At 39.5% G+C, this 16,776-nt stretch carries 20 protein-coding genes; 10 read left to right on the top strand and 10 right to left on the bottom strand.

Translation table 11 applies throughout. The features are described 5' to 3' along the window. Nucleotides 1–46 precede the first annotated feature (46 nt). Entirely contained in the window at nucleotides 47–328 is a 282-nt protein-coding gene (locus EJ994_RS02185) for a DUF3817 domain-containing protein (protein WP_099574425.1), read from the top strand. A gap of 3 nt (nucleotides 329–331) precedes the next feature. On the opposite strand, the gene EJ994_RS02180 is transcribed toward EJ994_RS02185, so the two are convergent. The 4 genes from EJ994_RS02180 to EJ994_RS02165 form a co-directional block, all read right to left on the bottom strand. Beyond that, on the bottom strand, nucleotides 332–1,498 hold the full coding sequence (locus EJ994_RS02180; RefSeq protein ID WP_126591004.1) for a PQQ-dependent sugar dehydrogenase: 1,167 nt from the start codon (nucleotides 1,496–1,498) through the stop codon (nucleotides 332–334). Nucleotides 1,499–1,578: 80 nt separating this feature from the next. Then, nucleotides 1,579–1,992 (bottom strand): type II 3-dehydroquinate dehydratase, encoded by a 414-nt coding sequence (aroQ, locus tag EJ994_RS02175; protein ID WP_126591003.1) that lies wholly within the window; start codon nucleotides 1,990–1,992, stop codon nucleotides 1,579–1,581. A 135-nt stretch (nucleotides 1,993–2,127) separates the two neighbouring features. Further along, complete coding sequence (locus tag EJ994_RS02170) at nucleotides 2,128–2,643, bottom strand: hypothetical protein (RefSeq protein ID WP_126591002.1); 516 nt, start codon at nucleotides 2,641–2,643, stop codon at nucleotides 2,128–2,130. Between the two features lie 268 nt (nucleotides 2,644–2,911). Beyond that, nucleotides 2,912–3,472, bottom strand: coding sequence for a porin family protein (locus EJ994_RS02165; protein ID WP_126591001.1), 561 nt, complete (start codon nucleotides 3,470–3,472; stop codon nucleotides 2,912–2,914). A 128-nt stretch (nucleotides 3,473–3,600) separates the two neighbouring features. Between EJ994_RS02165 and xerD the strand changes: the two genes are divergently transcribed. After that, nucleotides 3,601–4,497, top strand: coding sequence for a site-specific tyrosine recombinase XerD (xerD, locus tag EJ994_RS02160; protein ID WP_126591000.1), 897 nt, complete (start codon nucleotides 3,601–3,603; stop codon nucleotides 4,495–4,497). Nucleotides 4,498–4,500: 3 nt separating this feature from the next. Here xerD and EJ994_RS02155 read toward each other — a convergent pair whose 3' ends face one another. After that, nucleotides 4,501–5,016 carry a hypothetical protein gene (locus EJ994_RS02155; protein ID WP_126590999.1) on the bottom strand — a complete coding sequence of 172 codons (516 nt, stop codon included), beginning with the start codon at nucleotides 5,014–5,016 and terminating at the stop codon, nucleotides 4,501–4,503. A 199-nt stretch (nucleotides 5,017–5,215) separates the two neighbouring features. Here EJ994_RS02155 and EJ994_RS02150 point away from each other — a divergent pair, with 199 nt between their 5' ends. Then, complete coding sequence (locus EJ994_RS02150) at nucleotides 5,216–6,910, top strand: glycoside hydrolase family 13 protein (protein WP_126590998.1); 1,695 nt, start codon at nucleotides 5,216–5,218, stop codon at nucleotides 6,908–6,910. Here the strand turns inward: EJ994_RS02150 and EJ994_RS02145 are convergent. Further along, complete coding sequence (locus EJ994_RS02145; RefSeq protein WP_099574418.1) at nucleotides 6,907–8,199, bottom strand: NAD(P)/FAD-dependent oxidoreductase; 1,293 nt, start codon at nucleotides 8,197–8,199, stop codon at nucleotides 6,907–6,909. The two genes, EJ994_RS02150 and EJ994_RS02145, sit on opposite strands and share 4 nt — an antisense overlap. Nucleotides 8,200–8,300: 101 nt before the next feature. Between EJ994_RS02145 and EJ994_RS02140 the strand changes: the two genes are divergently transcribed. The 3 genes from EJ994_RS02140 (at nucleotide 8,301) to EJ994_RS02130 (ending at nucleotide 11,031) form a co-directional block, all read left to right on the top strand. Further along, a complete protein-coding gene (locus EJ994_RS02140; protein WP_126590997.1) occupies nucleotides 8,301–9,728 on the top strand; it encodes an amidohydrolase in 1,428 nt (475 codons plus the stop codon). Nucleotides 9,729–9,881: 153 nt separating this feature from the next. Continuing rightward, the gene (locus EJ994_RS02135) at nucleotides 9,882–10,376 is read left to right on the top strand and encodes an RNA polymerase sigma factor (RefSeq protein WP_099574416.1); all 495 of its coding nucleotides are present in this window, start codon (nucleotides 9,882–9,884) and stop codon (nucleotides 10,374–10,376) included. A 4-nt stretch (nucleotides 10,377–10,380) separates the two neighbouring features. Beyond that, nucleotides 10,381–11,031: a hypothetical protein gene (locus tag EJ994_RS02130; RefSeq protein WP_099574415.1), complete on the top strand. Its 651-nt coding sequence runs from the start codon at nucleotides 10,381–10,383 to the stop codon at nucleotides 11,029–11,031. Here EJ994_RS02130 and EJ994_RS02125 read toward each other — a convergent pair. Both EJ994_RS02125 and EJ994_RS02120 read right to left on the bottom strand, forming a co-directional pair. After that, entirely contained in the window at nucleotides 11,028–11,834 is an 807-nt protein-coding gene (locus EJ994_RS02125; protein ID WP_099574414.1) for a lysophospholipid acyltransferase family protein, read from the bottom strand. The two genes, EJ994_RS02130 and EJ994_RS02125, sit on opposite strands and share 4 nt — an antisense overlap. A 25-nt stretch (nucleotides 11,835–11,859) precedes the next feature. Beyond that, nucleotides 11,860–12,501, bottom strand: coding sequence for an NUDIX hydrolase (locus EJ994_RS02120; RefSeq protein WP_126590996.1), 642 nt, complete (start codon nucleotides 12,499–12,501; stop codon nucleotides 11,860–11,862). Between EJ994_RS02120 and EJ994_RS02115 the strand changes: the two genes are divergently transcribed. Both EJ994_RS02115 and EJ994_RS02110 read left to right on the top strand, forming a co-directional pair. Then, nucleotides 12,500–13,219: a peptidylprolyl isomerase gene (locus EJ994_RS02115; RefSeq protein WP_126590995.1), complete on the top strand. Its 720-nt coding sequence runs from the start codon at nucleotides 12,500–12,502 to the stop codon at nucleotides 13,217–13,219. The genes EJ994_RS02120 and EJ994_RS02115 overlap by 2 nt on opposite strands. 24 nt (nucleotides 13,220–13,243) lie before the next feature. Continuing rightward, nucleotides 13,244–13,558 carry a hypothetical protein gene (locus EJ994_RS02110; protein ID WP_126590994.1) on the top strand — a complete coding sequence of 105 codons (315 nt, stop codon included), beginning with the start codon at nucleotides 13,244–13,246 and terminating at the stop codon, nucleotides 13,556–13,558. An 18-nt stretch (nucleotides 13,559–13,576) separates the two neighbouring features. Here the strand turns inward: EJ994_RS02110 and EJ994_RS02105 are convergent, their stop codons facing one another. Then, nucleotides 13,577–14,182 carry a trimeric intracellular cation channel family protein gene (locus EJ994_RS02105; protein WP_126590993.1) on the bottom strand — a complete coding sequence of 202 codons (606 nt, stop codon included), beginning with the start codon at nucleotides 14,180–14,182 and terminating at the stop codon, nucleotides 13,577–13,579. A 1-nt stretch (nucleotide 14,183) separates the two neighbouring features. Continuing rightward, nucleotides 14,184–14,900, bottom strand: a complete 717-nt coding sequence (locus EJ994_RS02100; protein WP_126590992.1) for an RDD family protein — start codon at nucleotides 14,898–14,900, stop codon at nucleotides 14,184–14,186. A 33-nt stretch (nucleotides 14,901–14,933) separates the two neighbouring features. Between EJ994_RS02100 and EJ994_RS02095 the strand changes: the two genes are divergently transcribed. Both EJ994_RS02095 and EJ994_RS02090 read left to right on the top strand, forming a co-directional pair. Beyond that, nucleotides 14,934–15,902 (top strand): stage II sporulation protein M, encoded by a 969-nt coding sequence (locus EJ994_RS02095; protein WP_126590991.1) that lies wholly within the window; start codon nucleotides 14,934–14,936, stop codon nucleotides 15,900–15,902. Beyond that, nucleotides 15,892–16,776 carry a hypothetical protein gene (locus EJ994_RS02090; protein ID WP_126590990.1) on the top strand — a complete coding sequence of 295 codons (885 nt, stop codon included), beginning with the start codon at nucleotides 15,892–15,894 and terminating at the stop codon, nucleotides 16,774–16,776. Before EJ994_RS02095 ends, EJ994_RS02090 begins: the two co-directional genes overlap by 11 nt.

Here is a 16,776-nt window from a genome sequence, read left to right as displayed (position 1 = left end):
CTTGGCCTAATTTTTTCGATATTCATACTTATTTTATTCGCATACTATGTTATTAAAAGCTTTTAGGGCCACGGCCATTTTAGAAGGTATCTCATATCTAGCCCTTTTTGGGGTAACCATGCCCTTGAAATATTGGGCAGAAATTCCTGGTCCCAATAAGGTAGTGGGCTATGCGCACGGGGTTTTATTTATTGCCTTCATAGCGCTAGCCCTTCTCGTCTGTTTTAACAAAAAATGGGGGATAAAACGCTTCATTATTTTCGGAATAGCTTCACTATTACCTTTTGCGACGTTCTACGTGGAAGAAAAATATTTAAGAGAAGAATAGCGGTTATTCGGTTTCCTTAAACTTGTAAATTTGTCCATCGAAACTACAGACATAGATTTCTTTGGCATTATCCGTACCGAAAGAAGAGATATTTAAACCAGATTCTACCAAAAGCTGATTACTAGGACTACCGTTTAGATTACTGTCCAAAGCCCATATGCGCCCTGAGATAAAATCGCCATAAATGTAATATCCTTTCAAAGTACTAACCTCATCTCCTCTATACACATAACCGCCTGTTATTGACCTGTCATTGGCATTGTGGTTGTATTCAAAAACAGGTGCAATCGTATTAGCACCATCACAAGTGTCCGAGCCAAAACAGGAGGTACCCTCTAGAATGTTCCAACCGTAATTACCGCCTTTTTCTATGATATTTATCTCTTCCATTTCTCCTTGACCCACATCGCCGGTCCATATACTTTTGGTTTGTTCGTCAAAACTAAAACGCCACGGATTACGAAGACCGTAGGCATAAATCTCCCCTCTTGCATTATTCATATTCACAAATGGATTGTCGGAGGGAATGCTGTAGTTAGCTTCCGACCCCGGAAAGTCCACATCAATTCTTAAAATTGCACCTAGCAGGTTCTCTAAATTTTGAGCGTTACCTTGGGGGTCACCTCCTCCTCCACCATCACCCGAAGCAATATATAAGTAACCATCCGGACCAAAGGCTAATTGCCCTCCGTTATGGTTTGTTTCTGGTTGAGGAATCCGTAATAAAATTGTTTCGCTAGCTACGTCCGCGATATCATCGGAAGCACCGGAAACTTGAAACCTTGAGACCAATGCCATATCTTCTGTTGGCGTGTAGGTCACGTAAAAGAAGCCGTTAGAGCTGTAATTGGGATGAAATGCAAAACCAAGAAGACCCAGTTCACCGGTACTAACAGTTCGGTTTTCCAAATCTAAAAAAGTAGTGCTTGCCTGCGTAGTTTCATCATTTGGAAAAACCTTGATACTTCCTCCTTGTTCGGCTACAAAAATACGATTGGTACCGTCGTCCGGGCTTTGGAAGTCCAAAGGTCTCGAAAATTCTAAATTGGGGAACGCGTTTACCAAACTTACGGCGCCCTCGGGAAGCGGAACAAGTTTATTGTCCTCGTCCTTGCTACAGGAAAATAGGACCAATAAAGCAAATGAGATGGGTGCAATAATCCTTTTCATAGCTATAGGCTTTCTTTATTTACGTAGAAATAGTCCTGTTTGGACGTATTTCAAAAACCAACCATTGAATAAGCGTAGGGCTATAAAAAACTTTGTATGGCTAAATTATAGCTCTGAAGACCAAAGCCAAGAATTACGCCTTTTGCACCAGAAGAAATATACGAAACATGTCTGAAGTCTTCTCTTTTATGGGTATTGGAAATATGCACCTCAACGACGGGAGTCTCTATAGCTTTTACCGCATCGCCTATACCTACCGAGGTGTGGGTGTAAGATGCTGCGTTTAAAACAATACCGTCATAGGAAAAACCTGTCTCCTGTAGTTTGGAAATTAGCTCTCCCTCTATGTTAGATTGAAAATATTCTAGTTGTACCTCCTTAAACTTAAATTGAAGCTCGGCAAAATAGTCTTCAAAGGTTTTATCCCCATAAACTTCTGGTTCACGTTTGCCTAAAAGGTTTAGATTGGGTCCGTTAATGATGATGATTTTCATATAAATCGCTTCTGTTATTATCTAGAATTAGAACAAACGCTTCAATCTTATTGCCAAAGACCTATAAAGCATATCCTGTCATCAAAAATACTAAATAATTATGCTAGAGAAAGCGACAGCAGCAAGCTTGTGCTTTTAGAATAGAATGAGAAACCCTAAAAGTACTGTGGAGAAATTAACATCTCCATTAACGGCAAAGTAGGAAACATTTATTTCGGTGGAACCTCCACTTACATCTACGCCCATACTTGGCCTATAGTAAAAGCCGCCATCATTACCTTCATTGAGGCCAATGGCGTATCCCACGTCCGCACCTATCTTAAACCCGGAAGTTGGATAAATGCGTAAGGACCCGGCAACCGGAATGAACTGTGCATTGTCAAATTCGGTTTGGACGGTTACACCACCAACCGAAGAAGATTCCTTTTCTCCAAAGGCATTGGAAAAACCTGTGGCGATTCCTAAGTCCAGTTCTTTTGACACACCCCAATGTTGATAAATATCTACACCTAATGTAAGACTGTAAGCTTCGGAAAAATCGCCTACCACGAGTCCGGCGTTGACGCCAGCCCTAAAATTAGTTCTGTCTATTTGCGCTTCAGCTGAAAAAGAAGCGACCAAGAGACAGATGGCTATATAAAATGTTTTCATTTGATTTTATAGGTTTGATTGTCATGTAAACATAACACCTTAATCACGGTCTGATAATAAAAGTTGTAATCGCCCTGAATTTCGTTGTAAAACACTCATTTTATGAAGAAAACAGAATTAGAATACTGGTGAATGACCTCCAAGCATTAGAAAGAAAGTCAACATTTATCCCCACGCAAACATCAGAACATTTTAAACCTCGACTATCCTCCACATCAAAAAAAGCGAGAGGTACACCTCTCGCTTTTCTAAATAATCTCATCCTAGTTTAGAAAAAATATACTGCCGATACTTGAAAAACTCTATTTTTGGAGGTGACATCCTCAATAGCGTTTATAAAGCCCGCAGCAAACCTAGCTTGGAAGTAAAAATTTTCATTTAAACGATACCCTGCGCCAACGGTGAGCCCAAGGTCTAGCCCGTTCGTCTCATCAAAATTCTGACCCGTACCAAAAGTATTTCCATCTAAATTATTGGATAGTAGAAGACCCACTTGTGGTCCGGCCTCAATATACAAGGCGTCCCACACATTATACTTGGCAACGACAGGAATGGACAAATACACAAAATTTAAATCATCCTGAAAAAAGCCACCACTTCCCTGTAAAGAGATAAGCGCTTCCGGTTGGATGATTATCTTGTCTGAAAAAGGAATTTCCAGCACGCCGCCGGCGTGGAATCCTAATTTAGCGTCGTAGCTATAAACAGCATCGCCACCCAAAGAGGAAACATTAAGTCCTGCTTTTGCTCCAAACCTCATTCCATCCTGAGCCTTTGATTTATAGGCCATTAAGGAGAGTAATACCGTAACAAATAGTAATTTTTTCATTTTAAAGTGTGTTTTAGATTGAAGCGTTAAAGATATAAATCTTTATTATTCAGAGGCTTTGCATTTGTAATTTTCGACCTATCTTTCCTAAATAATAGTCAAATTTTTTAGAAAACAACTATTGGTCAATGAATTGGGAACATGCCCTAAAAGACTTTAAATCCTACCTTAAAATAGAAAGAGGGTTAGCGGATAACTCTATAAAAAACTATGTTTGGGATATAGAGAAATTAGTGAAATTTCTTGAGACCAATAAGTTAAAAGATTCTCCCTTGGACATTCATAAAGACACGGTGGAGCGCTTTGTTTATGAAATTGCTAAAGAGGTTAATCCCAGGTCCCAAGCGCGTATTATTTCCGGACTTAAAAGTTTCTTCATCTATTTGGTCTTTGAGGATTACCGGGACAACAATCCCTTAGACCTCATAGAGTCTCCAAAAATTGGACGTAAGCTTCCAGATACGATTTCAGAAAACGAAATAAACCAACTCATTGCCGCCATTGATTTAAGTAAGAAAGAAGGAGAACGAAACCGAGCAATGTTAGAAACATTATACGGCTGTGGCCTACGTGTTTCGGAGCTAATCGGACTCAAAATTTCCGACCTTTATTTTGAAGAAGACTTTATCAAAGTTACCGGCAAAGGCAATAAACAAAGGTTTGTGCCCATAAGCAACATCAATAAAAAATATATCAATATTTACAAAGACGAGGTTCGTATTCACCTAAAAATCCAAGAGGGTTTTCAAGATATTCTTTTTCTGAACAGAAGAGGTAAACAGCTTACACGTGCCATGGTGTTTACCATAGTCAAGGATTTGGCTGAGCACATAGGGCTTCGCAAAAATATAAGTCCACATACCTTTAGACACTCCTTTGCGACGCATTTATTGGAAAATGGGGCAGACCTTAGGTCTATACAACAAATGTTAGGACACGAAAGTATTACTACAACGGAGGTATATATGCATGTTGATAGGAGTCACTTAGCTGAAGTGATGAATAAATTTCATCCTAGAAAATAGCCTTCAAAATTTGATTTTACCGCCTAGCGTATAAACTTGCGGCATTGGAATATCGCGTTCACCAAAAACACCCATAGGAGAATTGTTTATCTGAATATTTGATCCACCTTCTATCACAAAACTTTTGTTTACCTCATAGCCCAGACCATTAATGAGTCCTACTCTTGGTGGTTGTTGTTTTACATGAGGATATTTATTTATCTCCGCTTCTATTTCCAGTCCTGAGTACAGGTATAATTTCTTGTTCAAACACTGTTTAAACCGAAAATTGGAACGTACACGATTTGTAGCTCTATAGGTATCGTAAAAGGTTCTTAGTTCTGCGCTGGTCTTATCGGAGAGCCTATACCTTACCAAAAAAGAGCTATGCTCTTCATCATCTAAAAATAAGGGATACGAAAAAGTAGAGCGTGTCAATTTCGGTTCAGCATCCGATATTGCCGAAGCGTTCTCCCGGTTTTGCGAGAAGCCATATTGTAAAATGACAAACAAACAGAGAAAAGAATGTATTTTCCACATAAGCCCTTTTTAGAAGTTCAACCACTTTAAAGCTATTCTAAAAAATAAAACGACTATCCATTTTTATGAATCATTTAACGAGATTATACTGTATTTAACATTCATAAGAAAACAACTCCATCGTTATAGTGTCGCTTATCCTTTTTGATTCTCTTTTTTTAATAACCAAAACAATATATTTATAAAAAAATTGGCCGAATTGAAAGAGCATTTAGAAAGATTGTGGTGGAAAGAAGGTATCGTATATCAAATCTACCCTAGAAGTTTTCAGGATACTACAGGTAACGGAATAGGTGATTTACAGGGTATAATTAAGCGTTTGGATTATATAAAAAGCCTAGGGGTGACCATTATTTGGCTCAACCCGGTATACACCTCACCAAACGATGATAACGGTTACGACATAAGTGACTACAGAGGTATTATGTCCGAGTTTGGAACCATGGAAGATTTTGACCAGCTTCTTGAAGAAATGAAGCAAAGAGGTCTAAAACTCGTCATGGACCTTGTGGTTAACCATAGTAGCGATGAACACCAATGGTTTGTAGAATCTCGCAAGTCCAGGGATAATCCTTTTAGGGATTATTACCATTGGTGGCCAGCCGAAAAAGGCATACCGCCAAAAAGGTGGAGTTATTTTGATGTGGAGGGCAATGCATGGAAATATGACGAGACCACCAATGCATACTACCTGCATTACTTTTCCGAGAAGCAACCCGATTTAAAGTGGGAGAATCCAAAACTTAGGGAAGAAGTATACAATGCCATGCGTTTTTGGTTCGAGAAAGGCGTAGATGGTTTCCGTATGGATGTAATATCCTTTATTTCAAAAGACACGAACTACCCAGAGCTTCCCCAGGAATACGAGGGAAACTTTGTCCCCTTTTATGCTAACGGACCAAATTTACACGAATACCTCAATGAAATGAACAACGAAGTACTTTCTAAGTATGATGTGATGACGGTTGGAGAAGCTCCAGGAGTTACTTTAAAAAACGCATTGGACTTTGTAGACGAAGACCGAAAGGAACTGAACATGTTTTTCCATTTTGATTTGATGTCCCTAGACCGCGATGGAGACGAAGTTTTCATGATGCGAAAAGATAAATGGAAACTTACGGAGTTTAAAAAAATACATACCGATTGGGATGCTGTTTTTTCTGAAAAAGGCTGGGGTAGTATGTATCTTAACAATCACGATTTTCCCAGAAGTGTAAGTAGATGGGGAGACGATTCCAAAACACATTGGTACAACTCCGCGACCATGCTTCAAACGTTTTTATTGACCATGAGGGGCACTCCCTATTTTTATTACGGAGAAGAAATAGGTATGACGAATATTAGATTTCAAAATATTACCGATTACAAGGACATTAATACCCTGAACAGATATGCAAGCGTTAAGAATGTAGGTGGAGATGTATCTGCTTTTATCGAAAATGAAAAAGATGCCAGTAGAGATAATGCTAGAACCCCCATGCAATGGGACACCTCTAAAAATGCGGGATTTTCAGACGAAAAACCATGGATCAAGGTAAACGATAACTATGCAGAAGGTATCAATGTAGCATCACAGGAAAATGATAGGGGCTCGGTTTTGAACTATTTCCGTAAAATGGTTCAAATCAGGAAAGATCATTTAGCCCTCATCTATGGGAGTTATGAACTCCTTGCACCGGACAATGAACGGGTTTATGCCTACACGAGAACTTTAGAAGAAGACAAATATTTAATTCTTCTTAGTTTTTCTAGGGAACGGGAAATACTAACTTTAGAGCAGTTCAAGGGTCAGAATGCAAAATTACTCTTGGCAAACGATGATGCCGTAGTACATGTAAAAGACGGCGTATTTAAAGTACGCCCTTATCATGCCATGCTGTATACAATTGACTAATCTTTGAATTGACTATAATTTCTTTTAAAAGGCCTAATGATTAGTCTTGCTTCACGGTCAAAGCGCACATAATTATACACCCAATTTACAAAGACCACTACCCTATTTCTAAAGCCTATCAAGAAAAATAGGTGCACGAACATCCAAACGAACCAAGCAAAAACCCCTTGAAATTTAAGGTTTTTCAAGTCTACCACCGCTTTATTCCTACCTACTGTTGCCATACTGCCTTTATCCAGATAGGAAAAAGGTTTCAGGGATTTTCCATCTATTAAACGCACCAGGTTTTCACCAAGATGCTTTCCTTGCTGTATGGCCGGTTGTGCCATCATAGGATGCCCTCTTGGATAATCCTCACTTTGCATGCAGGCAATATCACCAATGGCAAATATCTCGGGATATCCTTCTACCTGATTAAATTCGTTCACATTCAATCGGTTACCGCCGGCCAGTAATTCTTTTGCATCTAAACCCTTAATCGTTGCTCCCATTACACCGGCCGCCCAAACAAGGGTCGCCGTGTCAAAGGTTAAATCGGTTTTGGTGGTTACCGTTTTACCATCGTAGCCGGTAACTCTAGTGTTTTTCCAAACTTGCACGCCCAGTTTTTCTAAAAATTGTTCTGATTTTTCAGAAGCATTAGCACTCATGGCATCTAGAAGTCGGTCGCCTCCCTGTACTAAATTGATTTGTGCCCTCCGCGTATCCAAATCAGGATAATCCTTAGGTAGAATTCCCTTTTTTATTTCGGCCAAGGCGCCTGCCAATTCCACACCTGTTGGTCCGCCACCCACAATAACAAAATTCATTAGGGCATCTCGCTCATGGTAATCGTCCGTTAAAAGGGCTTGTTCAAAATTTTCGAGAATCAGACTTCTAAGGTTTAAGGATTGCGGAATGGATTTCATTGCCATCGCATTTTTTTCTAACTCTTTGTTCCCGAAGAAATTGGTCTCCGAGCCGGTGGCAACAACCAAATAATCATAACTCACTTCCCCTATGGAAGTACTTAACACCTTCTTTTCTGGCTGTATTTCCTTTACCTCAGCAAGTCTAAAGAAGAAATTATCATAACCGATCAAAACCTTACGTAAAGGATAGGCAATGGAATCCGGTTCCAGACCACCCGTAGAAACTTGATATAATAAAGGCTGAAAAGTGTGATAGTTGTTTTTATCCAGAAGCACTACCTGAACTTCTTTTTTACTTAGTTTTTGAGCTAAGGAAATGCCGCCAAAACCACCTCCCACAATAACGATTCTTGGATAATTGGACTGCGGTATGTTCATAATTTAAATCTTACGTACAAAATTAAACAAACCTTCTTCCATTGAAAAAAGAATATGGGGTTTTTAGTATATTTAGAAGCTAATTTCAAATACCAACAAAAATGTACAAATCCCTTTACATCTTAGTTTTCTTACTCGTATCCCAGTATACCGTACAGGCTCAAAAAACAACGGATGATGTTTTAAAAAGATTAGATGCCAAAAGCGAGACCTATGCCAACATAGCTCAAGAGATTTGGGGTTTGGCCGAAATGGGTTATCAAGAGGTTAAAAGTTCTGCTTTACTTCAAAAAACACTGGAAGATGAAGGCTTTACCATAAAAACAGGCGTTGCCGGAATACCTACGGCCTTTATTGCGGAATATGGTAGTGGAAATCCCGTAATCGGGATTATGGGCGAGTATGATGCCTTGCCCGGATTATCCCAACAAGCAGTAGCCGAAAAAAAATCAGCCGGAAAAGTAGCGGGGCATGCCTGTGGACATCACCTGTTCGGCACGGCCTCTACTGCTGCCGCAATCGCTACCAAGGACTGGCTAAAGGCCAATAAGATGCAAGGGACCATTCGTTTTTATGGAACTCCTGCCGAAGAAGGTGGTTCTGGAAAAGTCTACATGGTACGAGAAGGACTTTTTAATGATGTAGATGTTGCCCTTCATTGGCATCCCGGAGCTCAAAATGCGGCCAGTGCGGGAGCTGCGTTGGCCAATAAATCGGCTAAATTTCGTTTTTACGGTGTATCCGCCCATGCCGCGGCATCTCCAGAAATGGGTCGCTCCTCTTTAGATGGCGTGGAGGCCATGAACATGATGGTGAACATGATGCGAGAGCACATCCCTGAAAAAGCCAGAATTCATTATGTAATCACAGATGGCGGAAAAGCTCCGAACGTAGTTCCAGATTTTGCAGAAGTGTATTACTATGCGCGCCACAATACGAGGGATGTAGTCATCGAGATTTTTGACCGTATCGTTAAAGCTGCCGAAGGAGCCGCTTTAGGTACAGGTACGACTATGGATTATGAAATGATCGGCGGAACCCATGAACTACTGCCGAACCTGACATTACAAAAATTAATGCACGATAATCTATCCAAAATCGGTGGCATGGAGTACACGCCTGAAGAAAAGATATTCGCGGATAAAATTGCCAAGAGTTTAGGCCAAGACGGTGTTGACAGTGATACCGCTAAAAAGATACAGCCTTATAAAACGGAAGCAAAAGCTTTTGGCTCAACGGATGTTGGAGATGTTAGTTTTGCTGTACCCACGGTAGGTATGAGCGCCTCTACGTGGGTGCCAGGTACTCCCGCGCATAGCTGGCAGGCCGTTGCGGCGGGCGGAACCTCTATAGGCAACAAGGGAATGATGATAGCGGCAAAAACACTAACACTTACGGCTATTGATCTATTCAAGAACAAACAATTAGTCAGTGAGGCCAGGAAAGAATTCGTGGACCGAAGAGGAACGGATTTTAAATATATTCCTTTGCTGGGTGAACGGTCACCGGCGTTGGACTATAGAAATTAGTAAAGTCGAACGGTTACTGCTAATGGCTACTGTCTACTGGTTACTGGCTACTGGCTACTGGCTACTGGCGGCTATGTAACAATAAAAACTTCCTTTTTGTTGTAACAAAAAGAACCCTGTACACACTTATCTCGTAAGAACTACCAACCAAGCGTGAATAAAGAGCTGGAACATCAATTTGTGACGGAACTGCAGGACAATCAAAACATTGTTCACAAGGTCTGTACGTTGTATACAAACGACCGCGATTCTCATAACGATTTGTTTCAGGAAATAACCATTCAGCTGTGGAAGGCCTATCCAAAATTTAGGGGCGAAGCCAAATTTAGTACTTGGATGTACCGGGTTGCGTTGAATACGGCCATTACATTGTATAGAAAGTCTAAGCGACGTGTTGACACGCAGGACTATGAGTCTGTAATTTATAAAATAAAAGCCGACGAATACGATGAGACGGAGGAACAACAGCTTAAGTTGATGTACAAGGCAGTTAGGCAGTTAGGAGATATTGACAAGGCCTTGGTCTTTATGTACTTGGAAGATAAAAATTATATGGAAATTTCTGAAACACTGGGGATTACAGAAGTAAATGCCAGAGTTAAGATGAACCGTATCAAAAACAAATTAAGAACCATTTTGAATCCATAAGGTTATGACGGATGAATTGGAATTATTAAAAAAAGACTGGCAAAAGAAGGAAATTGCCGTGCCTAAGCTATCCTATACCGAAATTCATAAAATGATTTGGAAGAAATCATCTTCTATTGTGAAGTGGATTTTGACCATAAGTATTCTTGAATTTACACTACCGCACCTATTATATCTCGTACCTTCTTGGCAAGATGGTTTGCAGGTTTATGAAAACATCGGCGTATCCAAATATTTATTTGGTCTTTCTATTTTCTCCTACGGTATTGCAGCGTATTTCATTTTTCAGTTCTATCAGCGGTTCAAGGAAATATCCGTATTGGATAGTTCGAAGAATTTAATGAAGAAAATTATCAAGACCAGAAGAACGGTGAAACACTATGTTATTTTTTCCCTCTCCATGATTATGGTGACTATAATGGTCATGGTCATCGGTATTTACCTAAGTGAAGATATTGCCGCAGCATTTCCGGAGTTAAAGGATGGTTTGGACAAAGTATCCCCAGAAAAACTAAGGATTACGTTAATGCTTACCATTGGTATTTTTGGAGTCTTATTAACGCTGTTTATGGGCGGAGTATATTTCTTGTTATATGGTCTGCTATTACGTAAACTGAATAAAAACTACAAAGAATTAAAGCAGCTGGAAGTTTAACCGTTGCGCCATTTGCGCATTTTATTTTCTTCCTCGTAGGCCAATAGTTCCTTTTCCGAAATCACTTTTAGAAAAGACGGGTGCTGCTCTATGGCGTATTCTAATTTTTCAATGATGGCCTCGGTAGATTCGTTTTCGTAATCGATTTCCAACGGCTCCTTGATAACCATAGATTGTAGAATACCTTTTTTCTTAACCCGTAATCCTTTCTTATCAAATGAACGGCGAAAACCATCTATGACCACCGGTACCACTAAGGGCTTATATTTTTTGATAATGTGGGCCGTGCCTTTTCTAAGTGGCTTCCAAGGTGTTGTAGTTCCTTGCGGAAAAGTAATTACCCACCCATCTTCCAAAGCGGTTCCGATATTTGAAATATCACTCATTTTTACCTGTCTGTTCACATCTTGGCCTTCTGACCTCCATGTTCGCTGAACACTTATAGACCCTGCGTAGGCCAAAATTTTGGTAAGTAGACTCTTCTTCATGGTCTCTGCAGCGGCCACGTAATACATATTTAATTTGGGCTGCCAAATATATCCTAGGTTTTTAATGGAATCTTCCCTGCCACTTAAACTAGCATTAAAGACATGGAACATGGCGACCACATCTGCGAAATAAGTTTGATGATTACTCACGAAAAGCACGTTCGTGTCCGGGAGACCCCTTATAATTTCCGAACCCTCAATATCCAAAGTATTAAAGCGTTTATAACGTTGGTGCGAGAGTAACGCTAGAACACGTATAAGCCACTTTTTTAGAAATAGGTTATGCCCAAAAGGGTTTTTCTTGAATAATCCCATAGACGCTAAAGTAGTAAATAGAGTTTTATAACACCTGCTTCAACAAGTCTTTTATCTCGCTCATCATCATTGCCGTAGCTCCCCATACGATGTAATCGTTTAGTTTAAAGGCAGGTACTTCCATCTCGGAAGCATACGAAGTGCTTAATTTTTTTGAGACTACATTGTGGTCTTGTAAGAAATCTACTAAAGAAATTTCCAGTAGTGCCTCCACTTCAGATTCTTGTATCACAAATGGTTTGGGACTAGGATAAAGACCAATGAAAGGTTGTACCTCAAAATTACTGGGTGGAATATAGACCTTGGTAATTTCCGAAATCACATTTACATTACTTGGGTGTACCCCTACTTCTTCATGGGTCTCCCTCAAAGCGGTTTCCATCAAGTCCCTATCCGTAGTTTCAACCTTTCCTCCGGGAAAGGCCACCTGGTTGGAATGTACTCCCTTATACGTTTTTCTAAGAATGCAAAGTATTTTAGTTTCATGGTTCGCATCTGGGTAAAAAAGTGCCATCACAGCCGCTTTTCTTAGATTTTTCTTCTTGAACTTATCTTTTAAAAGTTCTTCGATTCGCTCCTCGGGCGCCATTTTAAAGTGTGATGCCTCGCCTGGTAGCGAGAGATTTTTTATTTTTGATAACCTTGCTTCAAAAATGCTAAAATTCATGCGCTTACTATATTACTTTCTGACAATTACCGCTTTATCGATTCTTTGTTCAGGATGTAAAGATAGTCCGAAGAAATCAGAATCTGATGCAAAACAGCCCGTTACGACAATAGATTCCGTAAAACGGAAAGAAGAAAAGCTCGTATCTGAAATTCAAAAGGATACCTTTAAGCTTACCGAAGAAAATGCCATTGATTTCTTTTTTGAATACCAGCAAAACTTAAAAACCACCAAAGTTAAAATGACCACTAAATTTGGAAGTTTTGTGATTCAACTCTACGATAATGTGCCCTATCATAAAGCAAACTTCATCTATCTTACGAAAAAAGGATATTTCGACTATACTCAGTTTCATAGAGTGGTCAAAGATTTTATAATTCAAGGTGGAAATTCTGACGACAAAAAAACAGCTCAAAAACGAAGGGACATTGGACGATACCTCTTACCTCCTGATACCAGAAAGGGTTACAGGCATCATCGTGGAACCGTATCCATGCCCAGTAGCGAGATAAATAACCCACATATGTTAGCTTCTCCCTACGAGTTTTTTATTGTAGTGACCAAACCTGGCTCTTATCATTTAGATGGTGACTTTACCCCGTTCGGGAAGGTCATAGAAGGGATGGACGTGGTTGATGAGATAAATCGTCAGCCCGTTGGCAAGGGGGATTGGCCTTCGCAGAACATTTATATTCAAAAAGCGGAGGTTGTTGAGTAATTAATGGTTAACTGAAATAATGCTTTGATTGAGGATAAGGAAATTGAAAATATTAATGCCGAAATAATAAATTATCAGGATAAATTAAAACGAATGCAAAAAAAGATTCCTTGGGGAATCTTTGGTGGTTTTGTCTTCTCCTTTTTATTTCCCTTTATTCCAGGACGAAGAGGAAGGAGACCAATGATAGAAAATTGGGAATATCAAAACGCTGTTTTATTTTGTGCCATAATCTATATTATAATATATCCCATTGGATACATAATGGGTAAAAATAAAGCTGAGAAAAAACTAAGAGAATTGAAACTAAAAAAGTATCTAATAGAAAAAGAAAGGTAAATAAGTAGGGAATTGAGACTAATCCCTATAAATATTAGGCAAGGAAATTCTGAACTTTACCGCTAAAATCCGCATTACGATTATGGATAGTATGGCCACAGAATAGGCATAGGTGCTGTTTATAGGAAATTGAATCAATAAAAAATAAAAAGCGCCTCCCAGAATACAGACCGTTGCGTATACTTCCTTTCTGAATATTACAGGAATTTCGTTGCAAAGAATATCCCGTAACACACCTCCAAAACTTGCCGTAATCGTTCCTAGAGCGATGCACATTACCGGTAACAATCCGGCATCCAATCCTTTCTCTACCCCTATCAAAGTGTACAGACCTATTCCTATAGTATCGAATAAAAAGAGTGATTTCCTAAAATACTTTAGTTGCTTAACGAAAAGTATGGCCAGGATTACAGTAGATAAAATAGTGATGACATAGGTGGCATCTCGCATCCAAACCACGGGCGTATTCCCAATGAGTAAATCGCGTAGCGTACCCCCTCCGATTGAGGTTACAAAGGCTATAATTACCACCCCAAAGAAATCGAGGCGTTTTTCCATGGCCACCAACACTCCTGAAATTGCAAAGGCAATGGTTCCTAAAATATCGATGACCGTATAGAACATATTATAGTTGTTGGGTGTAGTAGTTGTAATCCTTGATAACGATATCCACAAAATCAATTGGCTTTAGGTCCGTTGAAATCTCAGCAACTTTTTTAATGCGGTTACTTAAAGACAGTACCACATTGTGGTTCCCATTTCGCTTGGCGCTATCATACAGATTCTTTATGGTCTGCATTTCATTATCCTTGAAAACAGTGACTTGTGGGAACTTTGGACTGTAATCCTCTGGTAACTCCCTTAAAAGGGTGTCCTTTAGAAAAACACGTTTCTTTTCGCTTATTACGGTTGTACCTGCTGCAATATCACCAACGCGCTGTCCTTTTCCTCGAATTAAGATGGTAAATACGGCGACACCCCCCGAACTGATGGAGACATCTATTATTCTAAGTATCCATCTAACAAAATAACTGGAAAAACCAGCTTTGGTGCCATCTAACTTTACCACTCGCAACTTCATGAAACTTTTTCCTATGGTCTTTCCGTCCATAAAAGTTTCCAAAAGAAGGTAATATAAGAACGCTGGTAATCCTATGAGCATATAAATGGCCCATTGGTCTCCCAAATCTACATCTAAGGCCAATAAAAACCATATCATGAGCACATAATAGATGACGATTATAAGGGTGTCTATGATAAAGGCCAACATACGGTCTCCCAAGTGAGCAGTGTTTTGGTCTATACTTATATTTTGGGCCGTTTCTATTTGAAATTGTTCCATTGTTTTGTTTCTTTGGTATAAACCCTTCTGTGAATGCGCGAAGCCGCCTTTGTAAAGCAAAATAAGGACAAATGGTCAACTTTTGAAAGCGCTTTGGCTAACAAAACGAATCTGGAGCCAGATGTATTGTCCAATTTGTATATAGAAATAACGGATCACCTTAGCTACGCCAAGACTTTTTATCCGGCTAGTAATACGGCACATTATCTAAATTCCTTAGCGTCCCAGGCGCATCAAAAAATATATAGGACCAAAAGAGAGCCGAAAAATAGAATCATAAGTTTTTGGAAAGTAGAATTCCCCATGATGTTCAAACAGCATCATCGCGAATTGCTCATCGCGTTTTTAGTGTTCATTTTCTTCTCTTTCGTCGGAGCCTTTTCAGCCGCCAACGAAGGGGATTTTGTCCGTTCCATTCTTGGAGATGCCTATGTAAATATGACGCTTCAAAATATTGAGAAAGGTGACCCCATGGCCGTTTACAAGCAAATGGGAGAGTTCAACATGTTTTTAGGCATCACTATCAATAATATAAGGGTAGCTTTAATGGCCTTTGTTTACGGAATTATGTTAGGCGTGGGCACATTGATGATAATGTTGCAAAATGGTATCATGTTGGGTAGTTTTCAATATTTCTTTTACGAAAAAGGATTGCTTTGGGAATCCGTTAGAACTATTTGGATTCATGGCACCATTGAGATTTCAGTGATCATCATTGCGGGCTGTGCAGGCTTGGTCTTGGCCAATGGTATGCTCTTTCCTGGAACCTACTCCCGTTTGGAATCCTTTAAAAGAGGTACTAAAAATGGTTTGAAAATTATGATAAGTACCATACCGTTCTTTATTATCGCAGGTTTTTTAGAGGGCTTTGTAACCCGCCATACAGAAATGCCAGATGGGTTGGCCATATTCATAATTTTAGCCTCTTTAGCACTAATTCTTTTTTATTACGTTATATATCCATACCAAATACATAAGAAAATACCATCACATGAAAACTGATTATATAGAGTTTAAAAAACAGCGCGAACTTGGGGATATACTTTCGGACACTTTCGCTTTTCTCAGGGCAGAGTTTAAACCCTTCTTTACTACCTATTTCAAAATTGTAGGCCCCTTTTTACTCGTAATGATTTTAGCGCTTGCCGCTTACCTCTATTTCGTAGGAAATATAGCTAATATCATGATGTTCAATTCGGGTAACGAAGCGGCTAATTTGGCAACTATTTTTATCATTGGCCTAGTGTACATACTTTCCATTATGGCCGTGTATACCATGTCGCAATCCACGGTATTGCATTATATTAAGTCCTACTCCAACGGAAAAGGCACTACAGATTTTGATACAGTCCAAAAAGAAGTCTACGGTAGTTTTTGGAACTTCATAGGACTCGGAATTATGGTGGGACTTTCCGTAATGGTAGGGTTTATCTGTTGTATTATTCCTGGAATATACCTCTATGTTCCTTTGGCACTTTCTTTCTCCGTTCTAGTATTTAATAGAATGGGAGCTTCTGACGCCTACAGTTATAGTTTTACCCTAGTAAAGGATGAATGGTGGATGACCTTTGCGACCTTTTTTGTAATCGGAATTATTGTAGCAATTGCCTCTTACGCCTTCGCACTACCCACGGCCATATACCAATGGATGAAGATGGGTATCTTCTCGGGTGAGATGGATGCTGAGAGTATGTTGGATATTTTTAAGGACCCGATTTATATTCTTTTAAATATAGTAGGTACTATAGGTCAATTTCTACTGAACCTCATCTCCGTTATCGCTGGAGTCTTTATCTATTTTAACCTCAACGAGAAAAAGAACTTTACCGGCACCTATGAACAAATTGAAAATCTCGGTAAAACTTCTGATAACTAA

It is taken from the genome of Maribacter sp. MJ134, from assembly GCF_003970695.1.
In the GTDB taxonomy this organism is placed as follows: domain Bacteria; phylum Bacteroidota; class Bacteroidia; order Flavobacteriales; family Flavobacteriaceae; genus Maribacter.
This window is presented reverse-complemented; position numbering and strand designations above follow the sequence as displayed.

What these genes read in the sequence shown, in the direction of transcription:
- EJ994_RS02090 (WP_126590990.1), top strand. Translation starts at nt 15,892, where the DNA reads ATGAAAACTGATTATATAGAGTTTAAAAAACAGCGCGAACTTGGGGAT.
- EJ994_RS02140 (WP_126590997.1), top strand. Translation starts at nt 8,301, where the DNA reads ATGTACAAATCCCTTTACATCTTAGTTTTCTTACTCGTATCCCAGTAT.
- EJ994_RS02115 (WP_126590995.1), top strand. Translation starts at nt 12,500, where the DNA reads ATGCGCTTACTATATTACTTTCTGACAATTACCGCTTTATCGATTCTT.
- EJ994_RS02170 (WP_126591002.1), bottom strand. Translation starts at nt 2,643, where the DNA reads ATGAAAACATTTTATATAGCCATCTGTCTCTTGGTCGCTTCTTTTTCA.
- EJ994_RS02095 (WP_126590991.1), top strand. Translation starts at nt 14,934, where the DNA reads ATGCGCGAAGCCGCCTTTGTAAAGCAAAATAAGGACAAATGGTCAACT.
- EJ994_RS02165 (WP_126591001.1), bottom strand. Translation starts at nt 3,472, where the DNA reads ATGAAAAAATTACTATTTGTTACGGTATTACTCTCCTTAATGGCCTAT.
- aroQ (WP_126591003.1), bottom strand. Translation starts at nt 1,992, where the DNA reads ATGAAAATCATCATCATTAACGGACCCAATCTAAACCTTTTAGGCAAA.
- EJ994_RS02130 (WP_099574415.1), top strand. Translation starts at nt 10,381, where the DNA reads ATGACGGATGAATTGGAATTATTAAAAAAAGACTGGCAAAAGAAGGAA.
- EJ994_RS02145 (WP_099574418.1), bottom strand. Translation starts at nt 8,199, where the DNA reads ATGAACATACCGCAGTCCAATTATCCAAGAATCGTTATTGTGGGAGGT.
- EJ994_RS02120 (WP_126590996.1), bottom strand. Translation starts at nt 12,501, where the DNA reads ATGAATTTTAGCATTTTTGAAGCAAGGTTATCAAAAATAAAAAATCTC.
- EJ994_RS02100 (WP_126590992.1), bottom strand. Translation starts at nt 14,900, where the DNA reads ATGGAACAATTTCAAATAGAAACGGCCCAAAATATAAGTATAGACCAA.
- EJ994_RS02125 (WP_099574414.1), bottom strand. Translation starts at nt 11,834, where the DNA reads ATGGGATTATTCAAGAAAAACCCTTTTGGGCATAACCTATTTCTAAAA.
- EJ994_RS02155 (WP_126590999.1), bottom strand. Translation starts at nt 5,016, where the DNA reads ATGTGGAAAATACATTCTTTTCTCTGTTTGTTTGTCATTTTACAATAT.
- xerD (WP_126591000.1), top strand. Translation starts at nt 3,601, where the DNA reads ATGAATTGGGAACATGCCCTAAAAGACTTTAAATCCTACCTTAAAATA.
- EJ994_RS02105 (WP_126590993.1), bottom strand. Translation starts at nt 14,182, where the DNA reads ATGTTCTATACGGTCATCGATATTTTAGGAACCATTGCCTTTGCAATT.
- EJ994_RS02185 (WP_099574425.1), top strand. Translation starts at nt 47, where the DNA reads ATGTTATTAAAAGCTTTTAGGGCCACGGCCATTTTAGAAGGTATCTCA.
- EJ994_RS02180 (WP_126591004.1), bottom strand. Translation starts at nt 1,498, where the DNA reads ATGAAAAGGATTATTGCACCCATCTCATTTGCTTTATTGGTCCTATTT.